18 protein-coding genes are annotated in these 14,273 nt (G+C 31.1%); all 18 read right to left on the bottom strand.

Annotation, left to right across the window (positions count from 1 at the left end):
• Window positions 1-24: 24 nt before the first annotated feature.
• Entirely contained in the window at window positions 25-1,224 is a 1,200-nt protein-coding gene (locus ABD715_RS03160; protein ID WP_344786614.1) for a GTP-binding protein, read from the bottom strand.
• Entirely contained in the window at window positions 1,225-1,704 is a 480-nt protein-coding gene (locus tag ABD715_RS03155) for a DUF4625 domain-containing protein (RefSeq protein WP_344786613.1), read from the bottom strand.
• A 61-nt stretch (window positions 1,705-1,765) separates the two neighbouring features.
• On the bottom strand, window positions 1,766-2,539 hold the full coding sequence (locus ABD715_RS03150) for a DUF4625 domain-containing protein (RefSeq protein WP_344786612.1): 774 nt from the start codon (window positions 2,537-2,539) through the stop codon (window positions 1,766-1,768).
• Window positions 2,540-2,576: 37 nt separating this feature from the next.
• Complete coding sequence (locus ABD715_RS03145; RefSeq protein ID WP_344786611.1) at window positions 2,577-4,946, bottom strand: TonB-dependent receptor; 2,370 nt, start codon at window positions 4,944-4,946, stop codon at window positions 2,577-2,579.
• A gap of 167 nt (window positions 4,947-5,113) precedes the next feature.
• The gene (locus tag ABD715_RS03140; RefSeq protein ID WP_344786610.1) at window positions 5,114-5,422 is read right to left on the bottom strand and encodes a hypothetical protein; all 309 of its coding nucleotides are present in this window, start codon (window positions 5,420-5,422) and stop codon (window positions 5,114-5,116) included.
• Window positions 5,423-5,664: 242 nt separating this feature from the next.
• Window positions 5,665-6,357: a GNAT family N-acetyltransferase gene (locus tag ABD715_RS03135; RefSeq protein ID WP_344786609.1), complete on the bottom strand. Its 693-nt coding sequence runs from the start codon at window positions 6,355-6,357 to the stop codon at window positions 5,665-5,667.
• Window positions 6,358-6,500: 143 nt separating this feature from the next.
• A complete protein-coding gene (locus ABD715_RS03130; RefSeq protein WP_344786608.1) occupies window positions 6,501-7,478 on the bottom strand; it encodes an alpha/beta fold hydrolase in 978 nt (325 codons plus the stop codon).
• Window positions 7,479-7,527: 49 nt separating this feature from the next.
• Window positions 7,528-7,647 (bottom strand): DUF1348 family protein, encoded by a 120-nt coding sequence (locus tag ABD715_RS03125; protein WP_344786607.1) that lies wholly within the window; start codon window positions 7,645-7,647, stop codon window positions 7,528-7,530.
• Window positions 7,648-7,697: 50 nt separating this feature from the next.
• Complete coding sequence (locus ABD715_RS03120; RefSeq protein ID WP_344786606.1) at window positions 7,698-8,261, bottom strand: TetR/AcrR family transcriptional regulator; 564 nt, start codon at window positions 8,259-8,261, stop codon at window positions 7,698-7,700.
• 211 nt (window positions 8,262-8,472) lie between these two features.
• Entirely contained in the window at window positions 8,473-9,144 is a 672-nt protein-coding gene (locus ABD715_RS03115) for a TIGR00266 family protein (RefSeq protein ID WP_344786605.1), read from the bottom strand.
• A gap of 160 nt (window positions 9,145-9,304) precedes the next feature.
• A complete protein-coding gene (locus ABD715_RS03110; protein ID WP_344786604.1) occupies window positions 9,305-9,715 on the bottom strand; it encodes a hypothetical protein in 411 nt (136 codons plus the stop codon).
• Window positions 9,716-9,882: 167 nt separating this feature from the next.
• Window positions 9,883-10,374 (bottom strand): hypothetical protein, encoded by a 492-nt coding sequence (locus ABD715_RS03105; RefSeq protein ID WP_344786603.1) that lies wholly within the window; start codon window positions 10,372-10,374, stop codon window positions 9,883-9,885.
• 59 nt (window positions 10,375-10,433) lie between these two features.
• A complete protein-coding gene (locus ABD715_RS03100) occupies window positions 10,434-11,240 on the bottom strand; it encodes an IS3 family transposase (protein WP_344786753.1) in 807 nt (268 codons plus the stop codon).
• A 50-nt stretch (window positions 11,241-11,290) separates the two neighbouring features.
• Window positions 11,291-11,656: a transposase gene (locus ABD715_RS03095; protein WP_344786602.1), complete on the bottom strand. Its 366-nt coding sequence runs from the start codon at window positions 11,654-11,656 to the stop codon at window positions 11,291-11,293.
• A 198-nt stretch (window positions 11,657-11,854) separates the two neighbouring features.
• Window positions 11,855-12,208, bottom strand: a complete 354-nt coding sequence (locus ABD715_RS03090; RefSeq protein WP_344786601.1) for an SPW repeat domain-containing protein — start codon at window positions 12,206-12,208, stop codon at window positions 11,855-11,857.
• An 11-nt stretch (window positions 12,209-12,219) separates the two neighbouring features.
• A complete protein-coding gene (locus ABD715_RS03085; RefSeq protein ID WP_164678679.1) occupies window positions 12,220-12,693 on the bottom strand; it encodes a YHS domain-containing (seleno)protein in 474 nt (157 codons plus the stop codon).
• Between the two features lie 32 nt (window positions 12,694-12,725).
• Window positions 12,726-13,079, bottom strand: coding sequence for a hypothetical protein (locus ABD715_RS03080; protein WP_164678678.1), 354 nt, complete (start codon window positions 13,077-13,079; stop codon window positions 12,726-12,728).
• 69 nt (window positions 13,080-13,148) lie between these two features.
• Window positions 13,149-14,207: a helix-turn-helix domain-containing protein gene (locus ABD715_RS03075; RefSeq protein WP_109353596.1), complete on the bottom strand. Its 1,059-nt coding sequence runs from the start codon at window positions 14,205-14,207 to the stop codon at window positions 13,149-13,151.
• Window positions 14,208-14,273 lie beyond the last annotated feature (66 nt).

Below are 14,273 nucleotides of genomic sequence, written 5' to 3'. Positions count from 1 at the left end.
TATTAGCCTCTATGCTACACTTATTTAGACGCCAATTGGCCATTGATCTTGTGTAGGGAACATTTGTTTTTTCCAGATTTGTACTTCTAAATCGGTTAGAATACAATCGTTTAATTCGTCTATCATTTTTTCTTTATTTAAATGCTGACCAATAAAGACCAACTCTACCTTACGGTCTCCAAACTGTGCATCCCAATTGGCTTCAATCTCTTTTTGGTTTTCTGCAAAAGACGCATAATTTACACGTTCTGCTAAAGGCATAGAACTCCACCAAACACCTGCACTATCTGCTTTACAAGAACCTCCTGCAGAACTCCAAAGTAATGCTTGATTAGATCGCGATGCTAACCAAAATAGGCCTTTACTTCGAATAATATTCTGAGGAAAACTTTGATTTAAATACCTTAAAAAACGCTCTGGATGAAATGGTTTTTTACTTCTAAAAACAAAAGAGTTAATACCATACTCTTCGGTTTCTGGAACATGCTCGTTTTCTAACTCTTTTAACCAACCAGCAGAGGCTTCAGCTTTTTCGTAATCGAATAAGTTTGTATTAAGCACATGGTTCAACTCGACTTTAGATTCTTTACTTTCAATAATACGTGCTTCTGGATTTAATTTTTTAATAATAGCACGAAGCTCTTCTACTTGATTTTTGGTTACTAAATCTATTTTATTAATAATAATAACGTTAGCAAATTCTATTTGATCGGTTAATAAATTAACAATCGTTCTATCGTCGCCTTCAATATTGGTTAATGCTCTTGTGGTTAAATAATCGGCACTCGAAAAATCTTTTAAAAAATTATAAGCATCAACAACCGTTAACATATTATCTATATAGCTAAAACGACTTAAATCAATTTTACCATCTTCGCTCTCAAAAGTAAAGGTTTGAGCCACCGGAATGGGCTCGCTAATACCTGTGCTTTCAATTAATAAATAATCGAATTTGTTTTGCAAAGCAAGTTTTTCTACCTCTATCATTAAATCTTCTCGAAGTGTGCAACAAATACAACCGTTAGACATTTCTACTAGTTTTTCTTCGGTTCTAGACAGAGTATTTTCGTTTTCTATAAACTGAGCATCAATATTTACTTCGCTCATATCGTTTACAATAACTGCTACTTTTAGCCCTTTTTTGTTATGCAATACATGGTTTAATAAAGTGGTTTTTCCTGCTCCTAAAAACCCACTTAAAACGGTTACTGGTAATTTTTTCATTTATTCTACTATTTTTAAATCTATTGATGTTCTGCTTTGCCAACCGGTCTCGTCTGTAACAGAGTATGCACAGTGGTAATCGCCAGTATCAATGTCGTTTGGAATGGTAACCGCAATATTAATTTCGTAACTTGTTAACCCTCCTGCTATAGTAAAATTTTCTATATAAATTAACGGTTTTAAAGCAGATTGTATAGGGTCTAAATTGCATTCTGTAACTTGATCGTCGTGTGTATGGTGATCAAAATTATGATGAATATCTAAACTGTAAGCTGCTAAAGCTTTATTATCTGTAACCTGTGCTCTAAAATTATAAGTTTCGCCTCTTTCGAGTACAGCACAACCTTGTGGAAATCCTTGAGCATAATTAACGCTTATGGTTGGTTTTTCTTCGTCTTTATCTACACCATCATCGCTAGAACATGCTGCTGTAACTAGAAAAATAGATAATAAATAAAAGTATTTTAGTGTGAATTTCATTTTTTATAAAAATTAAAACCGCACAGTAAACTAAATACTATGCGGTATTTTAGTGGTTTAACTATGCAGTAACATCAATATGTGTTTCATATTCTTTAGTTATTCCGTCTTCATCTTCAACAGTAAAAATCATGTGATACTCGCCTACTGGAGCAGTTTCTGGTACATCTATATGCTCATGGAATTCTACTTCTGTTTTTTCATGGTATCCATCTAAAAATTCAGCTTCATAATCCCACTCTACCTCTCCGTCTGCAGGCGTAAGTCCGTGAGCATGAATATCAACAGTTATATTATGTATACCATTAACAGCGTTTACCATAAATTCTACATGAAAATCTTTTCCTCTTTCTACAGAACTATCAATAGTAATATGGCTTAAAGCAATAGCATCCATAATCATAATATGCCCTTCTACTTCTGTACTATTTCCATCTGCATCTGTTACTAATAATTCTACATGGTATTCTCCAGAAGGAATGTCTGTAGGCACATCTATATGCTCATGAAATGTTGGGTTAATGGCTAAGTATTTAGCATCGGTAAACTCTTGTTCAAACTCCCACTCTACTTCACCATCTGCCACATCTAAATCGTGAGCATGAATAGAAAGTGTAATACTCCTTACTGTTGCTTCTGCTGTAATTTCTGCCTCTAAATGAATGTCTGAACCTTTGTATGCAGTCTGTTCTGTAGAGTGCGCACTTCCTTCTCCGTATTCAAAATTAGAAATAACTGGTGCCTTTAACGAAACACCGTCGTCGTCGCTACTACAAGAGTTAAAAAATACACCTATAAAAGCGATAATGGCTAAAAATTTAAAATTTGTTTTCATAATTGTTTGCTTAAATTGATTATTGATTGTTAATTATTTAAAATGGTATGGTTACAGATAACGACATGTTTCTACCAGCTTCTGGTACATCTATTAATCTGTAAAAACTTGTATGATTAAAATATTTGGTATCGAATACATTATTTAATTTTACCCTTATTTCTAGAGGTAAATTGCTTTTAAAAACATCGAGCTCTGTTAAAAAAGACATATTTAGTAATTGATAGCCATTGGTTTTTTCTTCTGGAGGCACAATATCTTCTTGTTCTGCTGTCATTCTAAAATCTGCGATTACTTGTGTTTTTTTTAAAAAAGACACATCTTTAAATTGATAATTAGCAGATAACATCCCAGATAATGGTGGAGAAAAGGGTAATGTAAACCCTTTTTTAGCACCACTGTTTTGCTTAGAATACACATACTCTACCGATGCATCTAGTTGTAAATTATTAAATACAGTTGTGCTTGCTGTAAACTCGCCTCCAACTCTAAAAACCTTAGCTTGTGTATACTCGTAAATTTGAATTGTTTCGTAATAACTTGATGTTGGATTTAAATAAATATAATTTTGAAATACATTTACAAACGGACTAACACCTATACTAAAAGATTTTACATTGTGATTGATGGCAAGGTCTAATTGATACGATATTTCTGGATCTAAATTTAAATTTCCTTTTTCGTAACGATACATATGATAGTTTACACCATCTGATGCCAACTCGTTAGATAAAGGCATTCTAAAACTTCTGCCTACATTAACCTTATAACTCGTCTTGTTTTTTATGTAACTAACTCCTAAAGAAGCACTAACACTACCAAAATCTATAATTTTATTTTTAGAACGTTGTAAATGTATGTACGATGTAGAACCTTCGGCATTATTAACCCTAGATGGATACCAATCGTTATATGCTTTGGTATTTACCACTCCAAAATCGTAACGCAAGCCAGATAAAAGATGTAAATTTGAGGTAATTTCAAGCTGATTATAAGCAAAAACCCCCACAATAAAACGATTGTATTCTGGAATTAAAAAACCCCAACCACCAATATTATTATTTTGATATTCCATGTTTACACCAAAAACCATATCGTTTAGGTTATTAGGCTTAAAAGCATCTCGCATATTTAATGAGTAGGTATTTTTAATAAACACCCGTTCTTTAGTATCTGGCGGTGTTGGCATATAACCGTGTGGCACGGGCTCTGAGTGCTCTTCTCTGTTGTTATTTTGATAACCAAAATCGAAGTGTAAAGTATGTTTTCCTGCTTCTAAAGATGTATTATTAGTAATTTTAAAATGATTTACTTTATGATACGGAAGGTCTATATCTCGGTTTGAAGCATCATAATCTATACTAGAACTTCTTACCTCTAAACCATGAGCATTAGCAAAAAATCCGTTTTTTGCATTAACATTACTAAATACTGTTTCAGACTTTACACCTTCGGCAGCATACCCAATACCTAGGCTAGCATTTGCTTCTCTACCAGCGGTATTTCTTAAATTATTGTCGTGCAAATTAAATATGTAATTTTCATAATTAATTTGATCTACAGGCACTTTATAATCGCCATAGTCTCTATATGTTAACCTACTACGGTAAAACCATTCATCTTTTCTAGATGTTATACCAGCAGAAACACCTAATAAATCGTTATTAGTTTCTCCTAAAATATTAACCTCTCCATCAAAAGAATTTTGTAATGGCATTTTATTAGGTTGTATATCTACAACACCTGCAATAGCATCAGAGCCATACATTAAAGATGCTGGGCCTTTTATAATTTTAATGTTATCTATACCTTGTTGATCTATTTCTAAACCATGGTCGTTTCCCCATTGTTGTGCTTCGTGCTTAATACCATTTTGCACCACTGCTACCCGATTAAAACCCAAACCACGAATTACGGGTTTAGATTGCCCCGAACCAATATTTATTGTGCTTACTCCAGGTATTTTACTTAAAGTCTGCATTAGGCTATTTTCTCTATTTCTGTCTAAAAAAGCTTTAGAAACCGATTGTGTAATCACTGGTGTTTCTAATATTTCTCTTTCTTTAGTTTTTCCGCTAACCTCTATTTCTCCTAGAAGCGTATTATGCTCTTTTAAAACTATTTTAAGTCCCTCTATATTAGATTTTACATCGACACTAATCGTTTTAATTTCGCAACCAATATGCGATACAGTAAAAGTATGCACGCCCTTAGCCACATTATTAATGGTAAAAGCACCCGTTGATGATGATACCGAGAAAAGTTTTTCTCCAATAATAGTTGCACCCTCTGCAGGTTCTATATTTCTCGCATGTATAACATATCCTTTAATCTGAAAAGAATCTTGCGCAAATGCGATAGAGCACAGACTAAAAAATAGCCATATACTCAGTATTTTATGAGACATATTTATAAACTAAAAAAATTGAACTTTTGTTCTTTAAAAAGAACCCAGACAAGATCTATACATTTATATTTTCTTAGAATATATACAGGTAAGCAACATTAAAAACGAGATGTAAAACTGTTTTACTAGTTGATTATAAACATGATGAAGCAAAATATATAGAAAGTTTATAGTGCAAAAGGCGGAGGCCTAGAACACAATGCACCTGCAATTATAGTATTAGGTAGCGTGTAGTTGTAATTATATGCTATTTCTTTTTTAAGAGGAAACGATATATTTTCTATTTTAAAATCGGCTACTTCGGGCGAAATAGTTGGTGTTAGTTGGTTTACAACCGCATGATCGCAAATAGCACAAGTATCGTGGTCGTTATCATCATCACAATGCGATAACTCATGAAGCCCTGTTATTTTCATCATTAGAAAAAGAACAAGGAACAAATAAGTAATATTTTGTTTTATTAAACTAAGCTTCATTAAAATGAATAACTCTTTACCAGAATTAGTAACTATTGATTGATACAAATATTTTGCAAATATATTATCTTTTCGATAAAAATACAACTGAGTTGCAATAACATTTTTGTTAATTCATTTTAATCAAAATAAAAGCTAAAAAGCTATTAAATTACTGTGCTAAAGTTTTTTGCATAACATTTTGTTATGTGGTTTTACAACTAAGTTAATGGCTACATCTTATATAACGTGTTAGTGTTGAGTTATTTATATTGTTTTAAATGCCAAAAACTTATTTTTCGTCTTGTTGTAAACCCTAGTTTTTCATAAAGTTTAATTGCTCCACTATTTGATTCTGCAACATGTAAATATGGAATTTTATTTTCATTAAATATTTGATTTGCAGTTTGTTTTATTAATTGTTTTGCATAACCTTTCCCTGTGTGTTTTGGATGAGTAACAACAGCACTTATTTCTGTAAATTCATTCATTTTCATTCTTTCTCCTGTCACAGCAATTAGTTTATCATCTTTATATATGCCAAAATACTTACCTAGATTAGATGTTTTATTGTTAAAATAACCTGGTTGAATCATATTAACTAAATCAAACAATTCTTTTTTTTGATGCTGAGTTTTTAATTCAACAACCTGTTCGTTTATACTAATATCGATAGGCTTTTCAAGAATCATTTGATTGCAAACTAAATTTTTATTTAAAGTTAGTGCACTACTAAATAGTGGTTTTTCTCCAACTACATAAAAGTTGTTATGTGTTGCAGAGTAATTATCTATACCCTCAGAGGTTTTTTCAAGTTTTATAAAACCTCCAAAAGGACAGTATTCTGGTGCATAAAATTTAATTCCGTCATATTCTATTGAAAATGTGTTATGTGTTTCACATAAAGAATTCCAAACGGGATTATCTAATTTCCTTTTTATTTCGTTTTTTTTCATAATGAATGTAAACGGTTAGTGTAAGAGTAATAGCGGATTAATAAGTACTTACTTTTCGGGTAACAATATACTTAATTAAATAATAATAGCGGTTTGAGCATGCACCCAAACCGCTATTACTTTTATACATTGTAATCAATTGGCTATTTCAATGTTTTCTTCATAAATTCTCTCATTTTGGTAATAATTTTATCTCCATCTTCTTCCAACGCAAAATGTCCTGTGTCATAAATATTATAATCAATTTCTTTCACATCTTGTTTAAATGCCTCAGCTCCACTTTCAGGAAAGAACTCATCATTTTTCCCCCAAACAATCAATAAAGGTGGTTGGTTATCTCTTAAATACTGTTGCCATTTTGGGTATAACTTTAAATTATTTTGATAATCATAAAACAAATCAATATTTACTTTATGGGCATTGGGTCTAGATAATCTTAAATAATCTAAATGCCATGTATCTGGGTTTACTTTTTCAGGGTTTCTAGTTCCATGTGTGTATTGCCACTTTAAACCTTCTAGAGAGAAAACTGGTAGTAATGCATGTTCTGTTTCCTCATTTCTATTGGCCCAAAATGCTCTTGTACTTTTCCAAGCTTCTCCTAGTCCTTCTTCGTAGGCATTGCCATTTTGATTAATTATAGCAGTTACCCTTTCTGGATGTGCTGTAGCTATTCTAAAACCAATGGGTGCACCATAATCTTGAATCATTAATGCATAGCGATTGATTTCTTTTAATTCTAAAAACGAATTTATGGTTTTAGCAATATTGTCAAAAGTGTATTCATAATCTTTTGCTAATGGAAAATCACTATTTCCAAAAGCTGGATAATCTGGTGCGATTAGGTGATATTCATCAGAAAGTTGATTTAATACTTTTCTATATTGATGAGAAGAAGATGGAAAGCCATGTAGAAGAACTAGTGTTGGATTTTTAGGATCTCCTGACTCTCTATAAGCAATGTTTACACCATTAACCTTTAATGTTTTGTATTGGATTGGATTCATTTTTTTTTCATTTTTTACTGTTAATATTTCTTTGTTTTTTGAGGTACTTGGTTTTTCTTGACATGAAACTATTAGTGTTAATGCCAACAGATAAATAAGTTTTAATTTTTTCATTGTATGATGTGTTTATAGTTTTCGTTCAGATTTTTTTATTTCTAAATCATTAATACGGGCACTCCATAGATGCAGTTATAGGGTCTTTACTATTCCATGCATCTTCTGCCATTTGAACTTTTTGTTTTGCCGTATCTTCATTAAAAGGCGGTAGTGGGTATTTTTTCATAATCAAAACTTTTAATTACCGAACATTCGGTAAAATTTATAAGTAAATTTTTATTCTTTTAAATAGTTGTACTCTATGTTTTGTAACGTGTTTTTGAAAATTGAAATATCTCCTAATCCCTTAGTAACAATCAAACTACCTTGTATATCAATTAGTACTTGTAAGGCTTTTTGTTCTGCTTCTTTGGGACTTAGTTTTAATGCGATTCCAATTTCTTTAAAAGCAGAAAGCCATTCATTCATTCCTTTATTTATTTGTTCCTCGAATAATTCAATACCTCCTTGCATTGAAAGCGCTCGAAAAATACAGGTTTCATTTCCTCCATCATATAAAGCACTTATCTCATTTAATGCATTTTGCAACCTAATTTTTGGCTCTAAATCGGTATTTAATAGAGATTGAAAAATATTATCATTAACCCATCCACCTAAATGATTTAATACTGCGTCAGCCATTTCCTGCTTCCCATTTGGAAATCTATGATATAGGCTAGCTTTTTTTAAACCTGTCGCTTCTGATAATTCTTTTAAGCTTGCCCCTTCATATCCTTTGGAACGAAAAACCTTAGTTAAACCTTTTAATATTTCAATGTCTAATACTTTTTGTGGTCTCATAGTGCAAATATAGATAAAAACAATTAATTACCAAACGATTGGTAAATAACTTGTAGTTATTCTTCTGCTTGTTGCTAACGTCACTGTATATGGTTTGTTTCGTGTTTTAAGCATAAAAATTAGCAAATAAAAACCGAATAGAAAATCTGCGAGGATTTTCGTAAGTAGGCTAAAACTAGCAATAAATTATATAAGGTGTTGTAAGTAGTTTTTATCTAAATATTCCTATTATATTACTAATTATTCCACCGCCAGATGACATTTCGTGTTCCTCTCTTGTTTGAGTCCAAATTTCACCATTTCCTTTAATTGAATATAAATAACCTTCTCCACTTCGCAACAGTTCTTTAAATCCACGTGAAATTGTTTTTACTTCTAAATTACTATCAAATGCAACTAAATAATCTTCGTCAACCAAGTATTCTTTTTCTGGATTTAGCTTTTGATTAATTATTTTACCATAACCGATTAAAAACAATTTTCCATTTCCACTAGCTTTCATTTTTAAGCCATCATTAAGTGTAGTTTTCCAATCTTTCTTAATTATTTTCAAGTCAATGTCATTGGTTCTAGCAAAGTGAGAATTTGGTTCGATAATTACTTCTTTTTTTTTACTAATTCCAATTTCAAATATTTCTCCGTTTTTATCGGGTGAAAAAATCATTTCAATTTTTTCTTTAGCTTTATAAATATTATAAGCTATACTTTTTCCTCCAAATAATTTCCCAATCCAATTGTTAAAAGTTTTTGCCTCAAATTTTGTTTTCAATTCATAGTCACCATCAGATAAAATCATTGCTCCTCTTTCTACAATAATCTTCTCCGATTCATTTAATTCAACTTTTAAATATGAATTTGGGTACTCTGATATGGTCGTTTTCATAAATTACTTACAACGTGTTTGTATTTGGTTTGTTGCGTGGTTTAACACCTAATTTAGCAAATAAAAACAGAATAGAAAATCCGTGAGGATTTTCGGATTAAACACTAGCCTTAGCAATTCCAAGTGGATTCGGACGTACTCGAATCCGTCGTAATTGCGGTTATACATTGTTGGTAAACGTTTTTTTATTCCATTCAACATTCAATTTTTCCAATTCAGCGTTGAATTTATTTAGAGTTTCAGAGTCGATTATTTTAGTGTCAATTTGTATTTCTGATTTGTCCGTTATCAGCATATATTTATTGTCATTTAGAATGATTCTTTTTATTTTGGATAAAGGGATTGACTTTCCGAATATTTTTCGAGTTTTTATAATTCCATCGCGAATAGTTAGATAATATACTTTTTTATCAAATAAGAAATATAAAAAGTATCCTACTGAACAAATCAATGTTAAATAGTCAAAAGTGTTAGGTGATTCTTTCGTAAATCCATATCCAGCGTAGATTCCCCACAGAATCGCTGAAATTAAACTAATAAAATCTCTTTTCTTTTTGTACGGTATTTTCATTTTAAATGTTTGCCAACATTGCGTGTAACTAAAGTACGGGTTTGTGTACGAGGATTTTCCGTAGGAAAATCAAACGTAGCAAACATGCATCGACCTATGGTTAAGCACTAAACCGCAATTATTTTTATACATTGTTGGCAATAGTTTTTTTATTCGGTTTATAGTTTCTAAAGACTATTTAATTCAGCTAATTTGTCGAGCAATAGACTTCTATAACTTTCCATGTAATCTGGATATATTGCATTTCTAAAACGCCAAGATTTATGAAATCCATCGTCATCTTGATATTCTAAATAAAATCCTCCATTTTCATTTGTACAGTCAGTACAATCTAAATATCCATTTGGTTCATTAAATATTTCATCAGGTAATTCAGTTATCAATGATTCAAAATCCTGATAATTTGCATTATTCATAAGTTGAAAATTACCTTCAAAAAATGTGTTTTCAGGATAATTATAATCAATGTCTTTATGTACATTTTCAGTATCTATTTTATAAATCGTAGAACAATCTCCTGAACAGCTTGAATCAGCAAACCATCCAAAAATAAGTGTTCCGTTTCTTTGATTATTTTCATTTCCACTGTTATCATCAGAGTTACATCCAGATAGAATTAAAACTAATGATAAGCATAAAATAAAATTCAGTTTTTTCATTCCGTAATATTTGGTTTAAATGTCTAGTCCTGAAATATGGCTACAGGTTAAAAATTGATTTACGCTGATAATTTATATAGCATATTCGGTGTTTTGAAGTCTAAAGATAAATGTAATCTTATTTCGTTGTATAGATTAATTGCATTTTTTGTTGCTCTTTTGGCGTGAGCCACATCAGTAAAGGTCTGGTCGAGATAGAACTCGTCTTTTAAGATGCCGTTTACGCGCTCAGCCATAGCATTTTCGTAACAATGATTTTCTTCTGTCATACTAATATCTATCTTATTTCTTTTAAGTATTTGTGTATACACATTACTGCAATACTGTATTCCTCTGTCTGAATGATGGATAAGACTTTTAACATTCTTTGCTTGGTACAGAGCCTTGTTTAAAGCTCTCACGCATCCTTTTAGTTCCAGGCTATCACTGAGGTCATAACCAACAATCTTTCTAGAATACATATCTGTAATGAGCGCAAGATAGCAGAAGCCTTTAATGGTTCTGATGTATGTTATATCGCTTACCCAAACTTGGTTAGGTTTTGTGACTTCTACATCTTTAATGATGTTTTTGTACTTGTAGAACCTGTGCAATGAATTGGTTGTTCTAGAACTATATTTCTTTCTAAGTGTAAGCATATTGTGTTTTCTAAGGACGTTAAATAGGGTGTCTCTACCGACTTTAAGATTGACTTTAACAAACTCATCATCTAATGATTTTATAAGTTTACGTACGCCTTCTCTGGGAAGGGATCTGCGTCTTTTTTGTACTATTTGAATAATCTGCTGTTCTGTTTTTAAACGTTTATCAGCTCTAGATTTGTATTTGTAATACGCATCACGTTTTAAACCAAAACAATGAGTTATAGTGATTAAAGAAGCAAATCCCTTAGACTTTTCTTTAGCTTTATCTAATGCTAAATATTTAGCTTTTTTTTTAGTTCGGTTACAGATTTATGACCTAACTGTTCTGCTGCTACTTCCAGATAAGAGTCCAGTACCAAAGCATCTAAATCCTTTTTGAGTAAGAGTTGTTTTAGTTGTTTGATTTCTTTTTGAAGCGCTTTAATACGTGTTATTTCATCTTTAGTTTCCACTTTAATTCTAGTGTTCATCAGGTCTTTACGGTTGTACTTTCTAATCCATTCGTTAATGGTTGTAGGTGCAATACCGTATGCTTTACCTAGTTGATATTTGTTTAGTTTTCCGGTTGTAAATTCGTCTAAAATTTTCAGTTTAAAAGGTTCTGAATACCGTCTAATTACTTTGTCATTTTTGTACATAATGTTTAAAATTATGTAGCCTTTATTCAGGACGGGTCAAAATTATTGTCAACGGTCTTGTGTATGAGTAGTAGAGAATAAATAATGACTACTTTTTCGGAAAGTAATTTACAAAATAAAAAATAATAGCGACTTGAATTAAAACTCAAATCGCTATTACTTATACTTGTTGTTAGCAAACGTTATTTTCAATGATTTTTAAACTGCTACCTCAGATTTGTGTAAACTAACTACGGTTAGAACTGCAATTCCATTAATCCAGTAATAATAGGTATCTATTCCTTCGAACGAAAAAGCAAAAGGTGCAATGATAAATACGATTGCGACTATAAAGTCTACTGCTAAATGCATTTTATAGGAAATTACCTTAAAAGCTCCTAGATGATGGTCAGTAAGCAATGTTAAAATAAAGGCGGCTATTCCTGTTGCAACTGAAAGCTGTAAAGCTAAAGGGTTAGAATCTCCTAATCCGAGAAGAAAGGGAAGTACTATCAATGCAATAGCAACTGGATAATCTAAAAATGCGTGAATTCTCTTGGTTACAAATTTCATAACTCTATTTTTTAATTATGAGTTTTACTTAAGTTTTTCCAATTCTTATCTGCAACACCTTTTAATTTGCTATGATTATTTTCTGCCAACCATAATTGTTTTGCATCAAGTTCCACATTGTTTAAATACAGATAGTATTTTCCATCTTCTACAATAAATTTATTTGGGTCAACTCTAAATTTTGCTCCTGCATAACAACCAAACGCACAAAATCCGCCATATTGAGGAAGGTATTTTCCAGGGTTTTTGTCAAACGTAGTTTTTTGTTCTGCTGATGTGAAATAGTATACTACTTTGTTATGTTCAGATTTATATGTTTTGTTTCCTTTTTGAGCTAATCCCAAATCTAAGTATGAAACAGGACTGTAACCTTGTAATGCTATATTACTATTGTCAATGTTATTCGCCATTTTATCTTGAGCTAATACTACTGAACTCATTATTAGAGCTAACCCTAAAATTGTTGTTTTAATTAAATTTTTCATTTTCTTATATTTTGAATTGTTATTTATTCTAATTATTCTGCGTTGAAGTATTCTTCTTGAATTACTTTTCCTTCATCATTCCAGATTCTGCGAATGATTTCATGCCAGTAAATCTTACTACTATCTTTCATATCGAAATCGAATGTGAATTCTGATGCTGATACATTTCCATCTACAATAGAATGATGATGTGTAATACCATTTACTTTTGCAATTGCACCAGCAAAGCCTTCCATTTTTGCTATCATTTCTGTTTTACCTTTGGTTCCTCCATTTCCGTAATCTGAAGTATTAGCATTGTCTGCAAAGAATTCTTTTACGGCATCAACGATTGCTCCTTGTGAAACTATCGCATCCATTTTTTGTACTTGTTCTTTAATATTCATCCTTTTGTGTTTTAAAATTACACTGCAAAGATGAGATGAGATTAAAGTATACTTGCTACAAAAAAAAGACTAAGAATTGTACTTTTTTAATTTGAATTCGGAAGGTGTAACTTTAGAATAATGTTTAAAGAATCTCGAAAAATGATTTGGTTCTTCAAATCCTAGTTGTCTAGAAATAGAGACAACAGATTGTCCTTCGAGTATCATTAATTTAGCAGAGTTGATTAATTCTAATCGTATTAATTGACCTAAAGAAGTGTTCATTTTAGCTCGAACTTTATTAGATAATGCCTTTATAGAAAGGTTCATTTCATTAGCGTAAAACTCAAGAGACCTTTCTTGTGTGTGATATTTTTTTAGAAGTTCTAAAATATCTTGTGAGAATAAATCTCTATTTTCAAAATCGAAATTTTGTCTAAACTGTTTTGGCGTTTGTCCAATTGATTTTTTAAAAACTCTATTGAAATAGGCGTCATCTTTATATCCTAAATCATAAGAGATTTCTTGAATGTTTTTATTAGTGAATGCTACTTCTTTAAGGCTTTCTTGCAGCCTTTTTGATGTCATTAAGTTTTTGACAGATAAACCTATTTTATTTTTAATTAGTGCTTGAGCATTATATCCTCTGTCGTTAATTAAATTGACTAAATCAATACTTGTTAATTTATTTGAATATTCTTTGTCAATAATGTCTTTAGCATCAAAAATTACTTGGTACTCTTCTTTATTAGCTTTGAAGGGATTTTGCCAAAACCATTGTTTAGAAGACACATCAATTATATCAGCAGAATTATTAGTTAAGGCTGTTTCAGATAGGAATGATTTACATTCCTCACATTCTAATAAGTCAATATAACCTAAAGATATTAGGTGTTTGAATAATACTCTTACATCATTATCATAAAATTTACTTTCATTTGAGAATTCTATTCGTCTAACTGTAAAGTCATCTGATAAAAATTTAATGTATTGTCCTTTTTCTAGAAAAATTGCTTTTTCTTGCCAATCAAAATAGTTCTTGAAATCAACTTGAATGCTTCCTTTTCCGGAAAGAATATGAATAAGAGTATGACTTTCTATAAAGTAAACTTTATTAATTTCTGGTGAAAATTTTTCAACTTTTTGCATTCAGTTGGGTAATGTTTGCTAACATCCATATAACCTCAGTTTATCCCACAGGATAAAACGAACATT

It is taken from the genome of Postechiella marina (genome assembly GCF_039538365.1).
Lineage (GTDB): Bacteria > Bacteroidota > Bacteroidia > Flavobacteriales > Flavobacteriaceae > Postechiella > Postechiella marina.
This window is presented reverse-complemented; position numbering and strand designations above follow the sequence as displayed.

Bases quoted from the DNA above. Each gene is read 5' to 3' on its own strand.
- ABD715_RS03110 (WP_344786604.1), bottom strand. From the start codon at position 9,715: ATGAAAATACCGTACAAAAAGAAAAGAGATTTTATTAGTTTAATTTCA.
- ABD715_RS03140 (WP_344786610.1), bottom strand. From the start codon at position 5,422: ATGAAGCTTAGTTTAATAAAACAAAATATTACTTATTTGTTCCTTGTT.
- ABD715_RS03145 (WP_344786611.1), bottom strand. From the start codon at position 4,946: ATGTCTCATAAAATACTGAGTATATGGCTATTTTTTAGTCTGTGCTCT.
- ABD715_RS03075 (WP_109353596.1), bottom strand. From the start codon at position 14,207: ATGCAAAAAGTTGAAAAATTTTCACCAGAAATTAATAAAGTTTACTTT.
- ABD715_RS03150 (WP_344786612.1), bottom strand. From the start codon at position 2,539: ATGAAAACAAATTTTAAATTTTTAGCCATTATCGCTTTTATAGGTGTA.
- ABD715_RS03115 (WP_344786605.1), bottom strand. From the start codon at position 9,144: ATGAAAACGACCATATCAGAGTACCCAAATTCATATTTAAAAGTTGAA.
- ABD715_RS03105 (WP_344786603.1), bottom strand. From the start codon at position 10,374: ATGAAAAAACTGAATTTTATTTTATGCTTATCATTAGTTTTAATTCTA.
- ABD715_RS03095 (WP_344786602.1), bottom strand. From the start codon at position 11,656: ATGTACAAAAATGACAAAGTAATTAGACGGTATTCAGAACCTTTTAAA.
- ABD715_RS03085 (WP_164678679.1), bottom strand. From the start codon at position 12,693: ATGAAAAATTTAATTAAAACAACAATTTTAGGGTTAGCTCTAATAATG.
- ABD715_RS03080 (WP_164678678.1), bottom strand. From the start codon at position 13,079: ATGAATATTAAAGAACAAGTACAAAAAATGGATGCGATAGTTTCACAA.
- ABD715_RS03160 (WP_344786614.1), bottom strand. From the start codon at position 1,224: ATGAAAAAATTACCAGTAACCGTTTTAAGTGGGTTTTTAGGAGCAGGA.
- ABD715_RS03155 (WP_344786613.1), bottom strand. From the start codon at position 1,704: ATGAAATTCACACTAAAATACTTTTATTTATTATCTATTTTTCTAGTT.
- ABD715_RS03090 (WP_344786601.1), bottom strand. From the start codon at position 12,208: ATGAAATTTGTAACCAAGAGAATTCACGCATTTTTAGATTATCCAGTT.
- ABD715_RS03120 (WP_344786606.1), bottom strand. From the start codon at position 8,261: ATGAGACCACAAAAAGTATTAGACATTGAAATATTAAAAGGTTTAACT.
- ABD715_RS03135 (WP_344786609.1), bottom strand. From the start codon at position 6,357: ATGAAAAAAAACGAAATAAAAAGGAAATTAGATAATCCCGTTTGGAAT.
- ABD715_RS03125 (WP_344786607.1), bottom strand. From the start codon at position 7,647: ATGAAAAAATACCCACTACCGCCTTTTAATGAAGATACGGCAAAACAA.
- ABD715_RS03130 (WP_344786608.1), bottom strand. From the start codon at position 7,478: ATGAAAAAATTAAAACTTATTTATCTGTTGGCATTAACACTAATAGTT.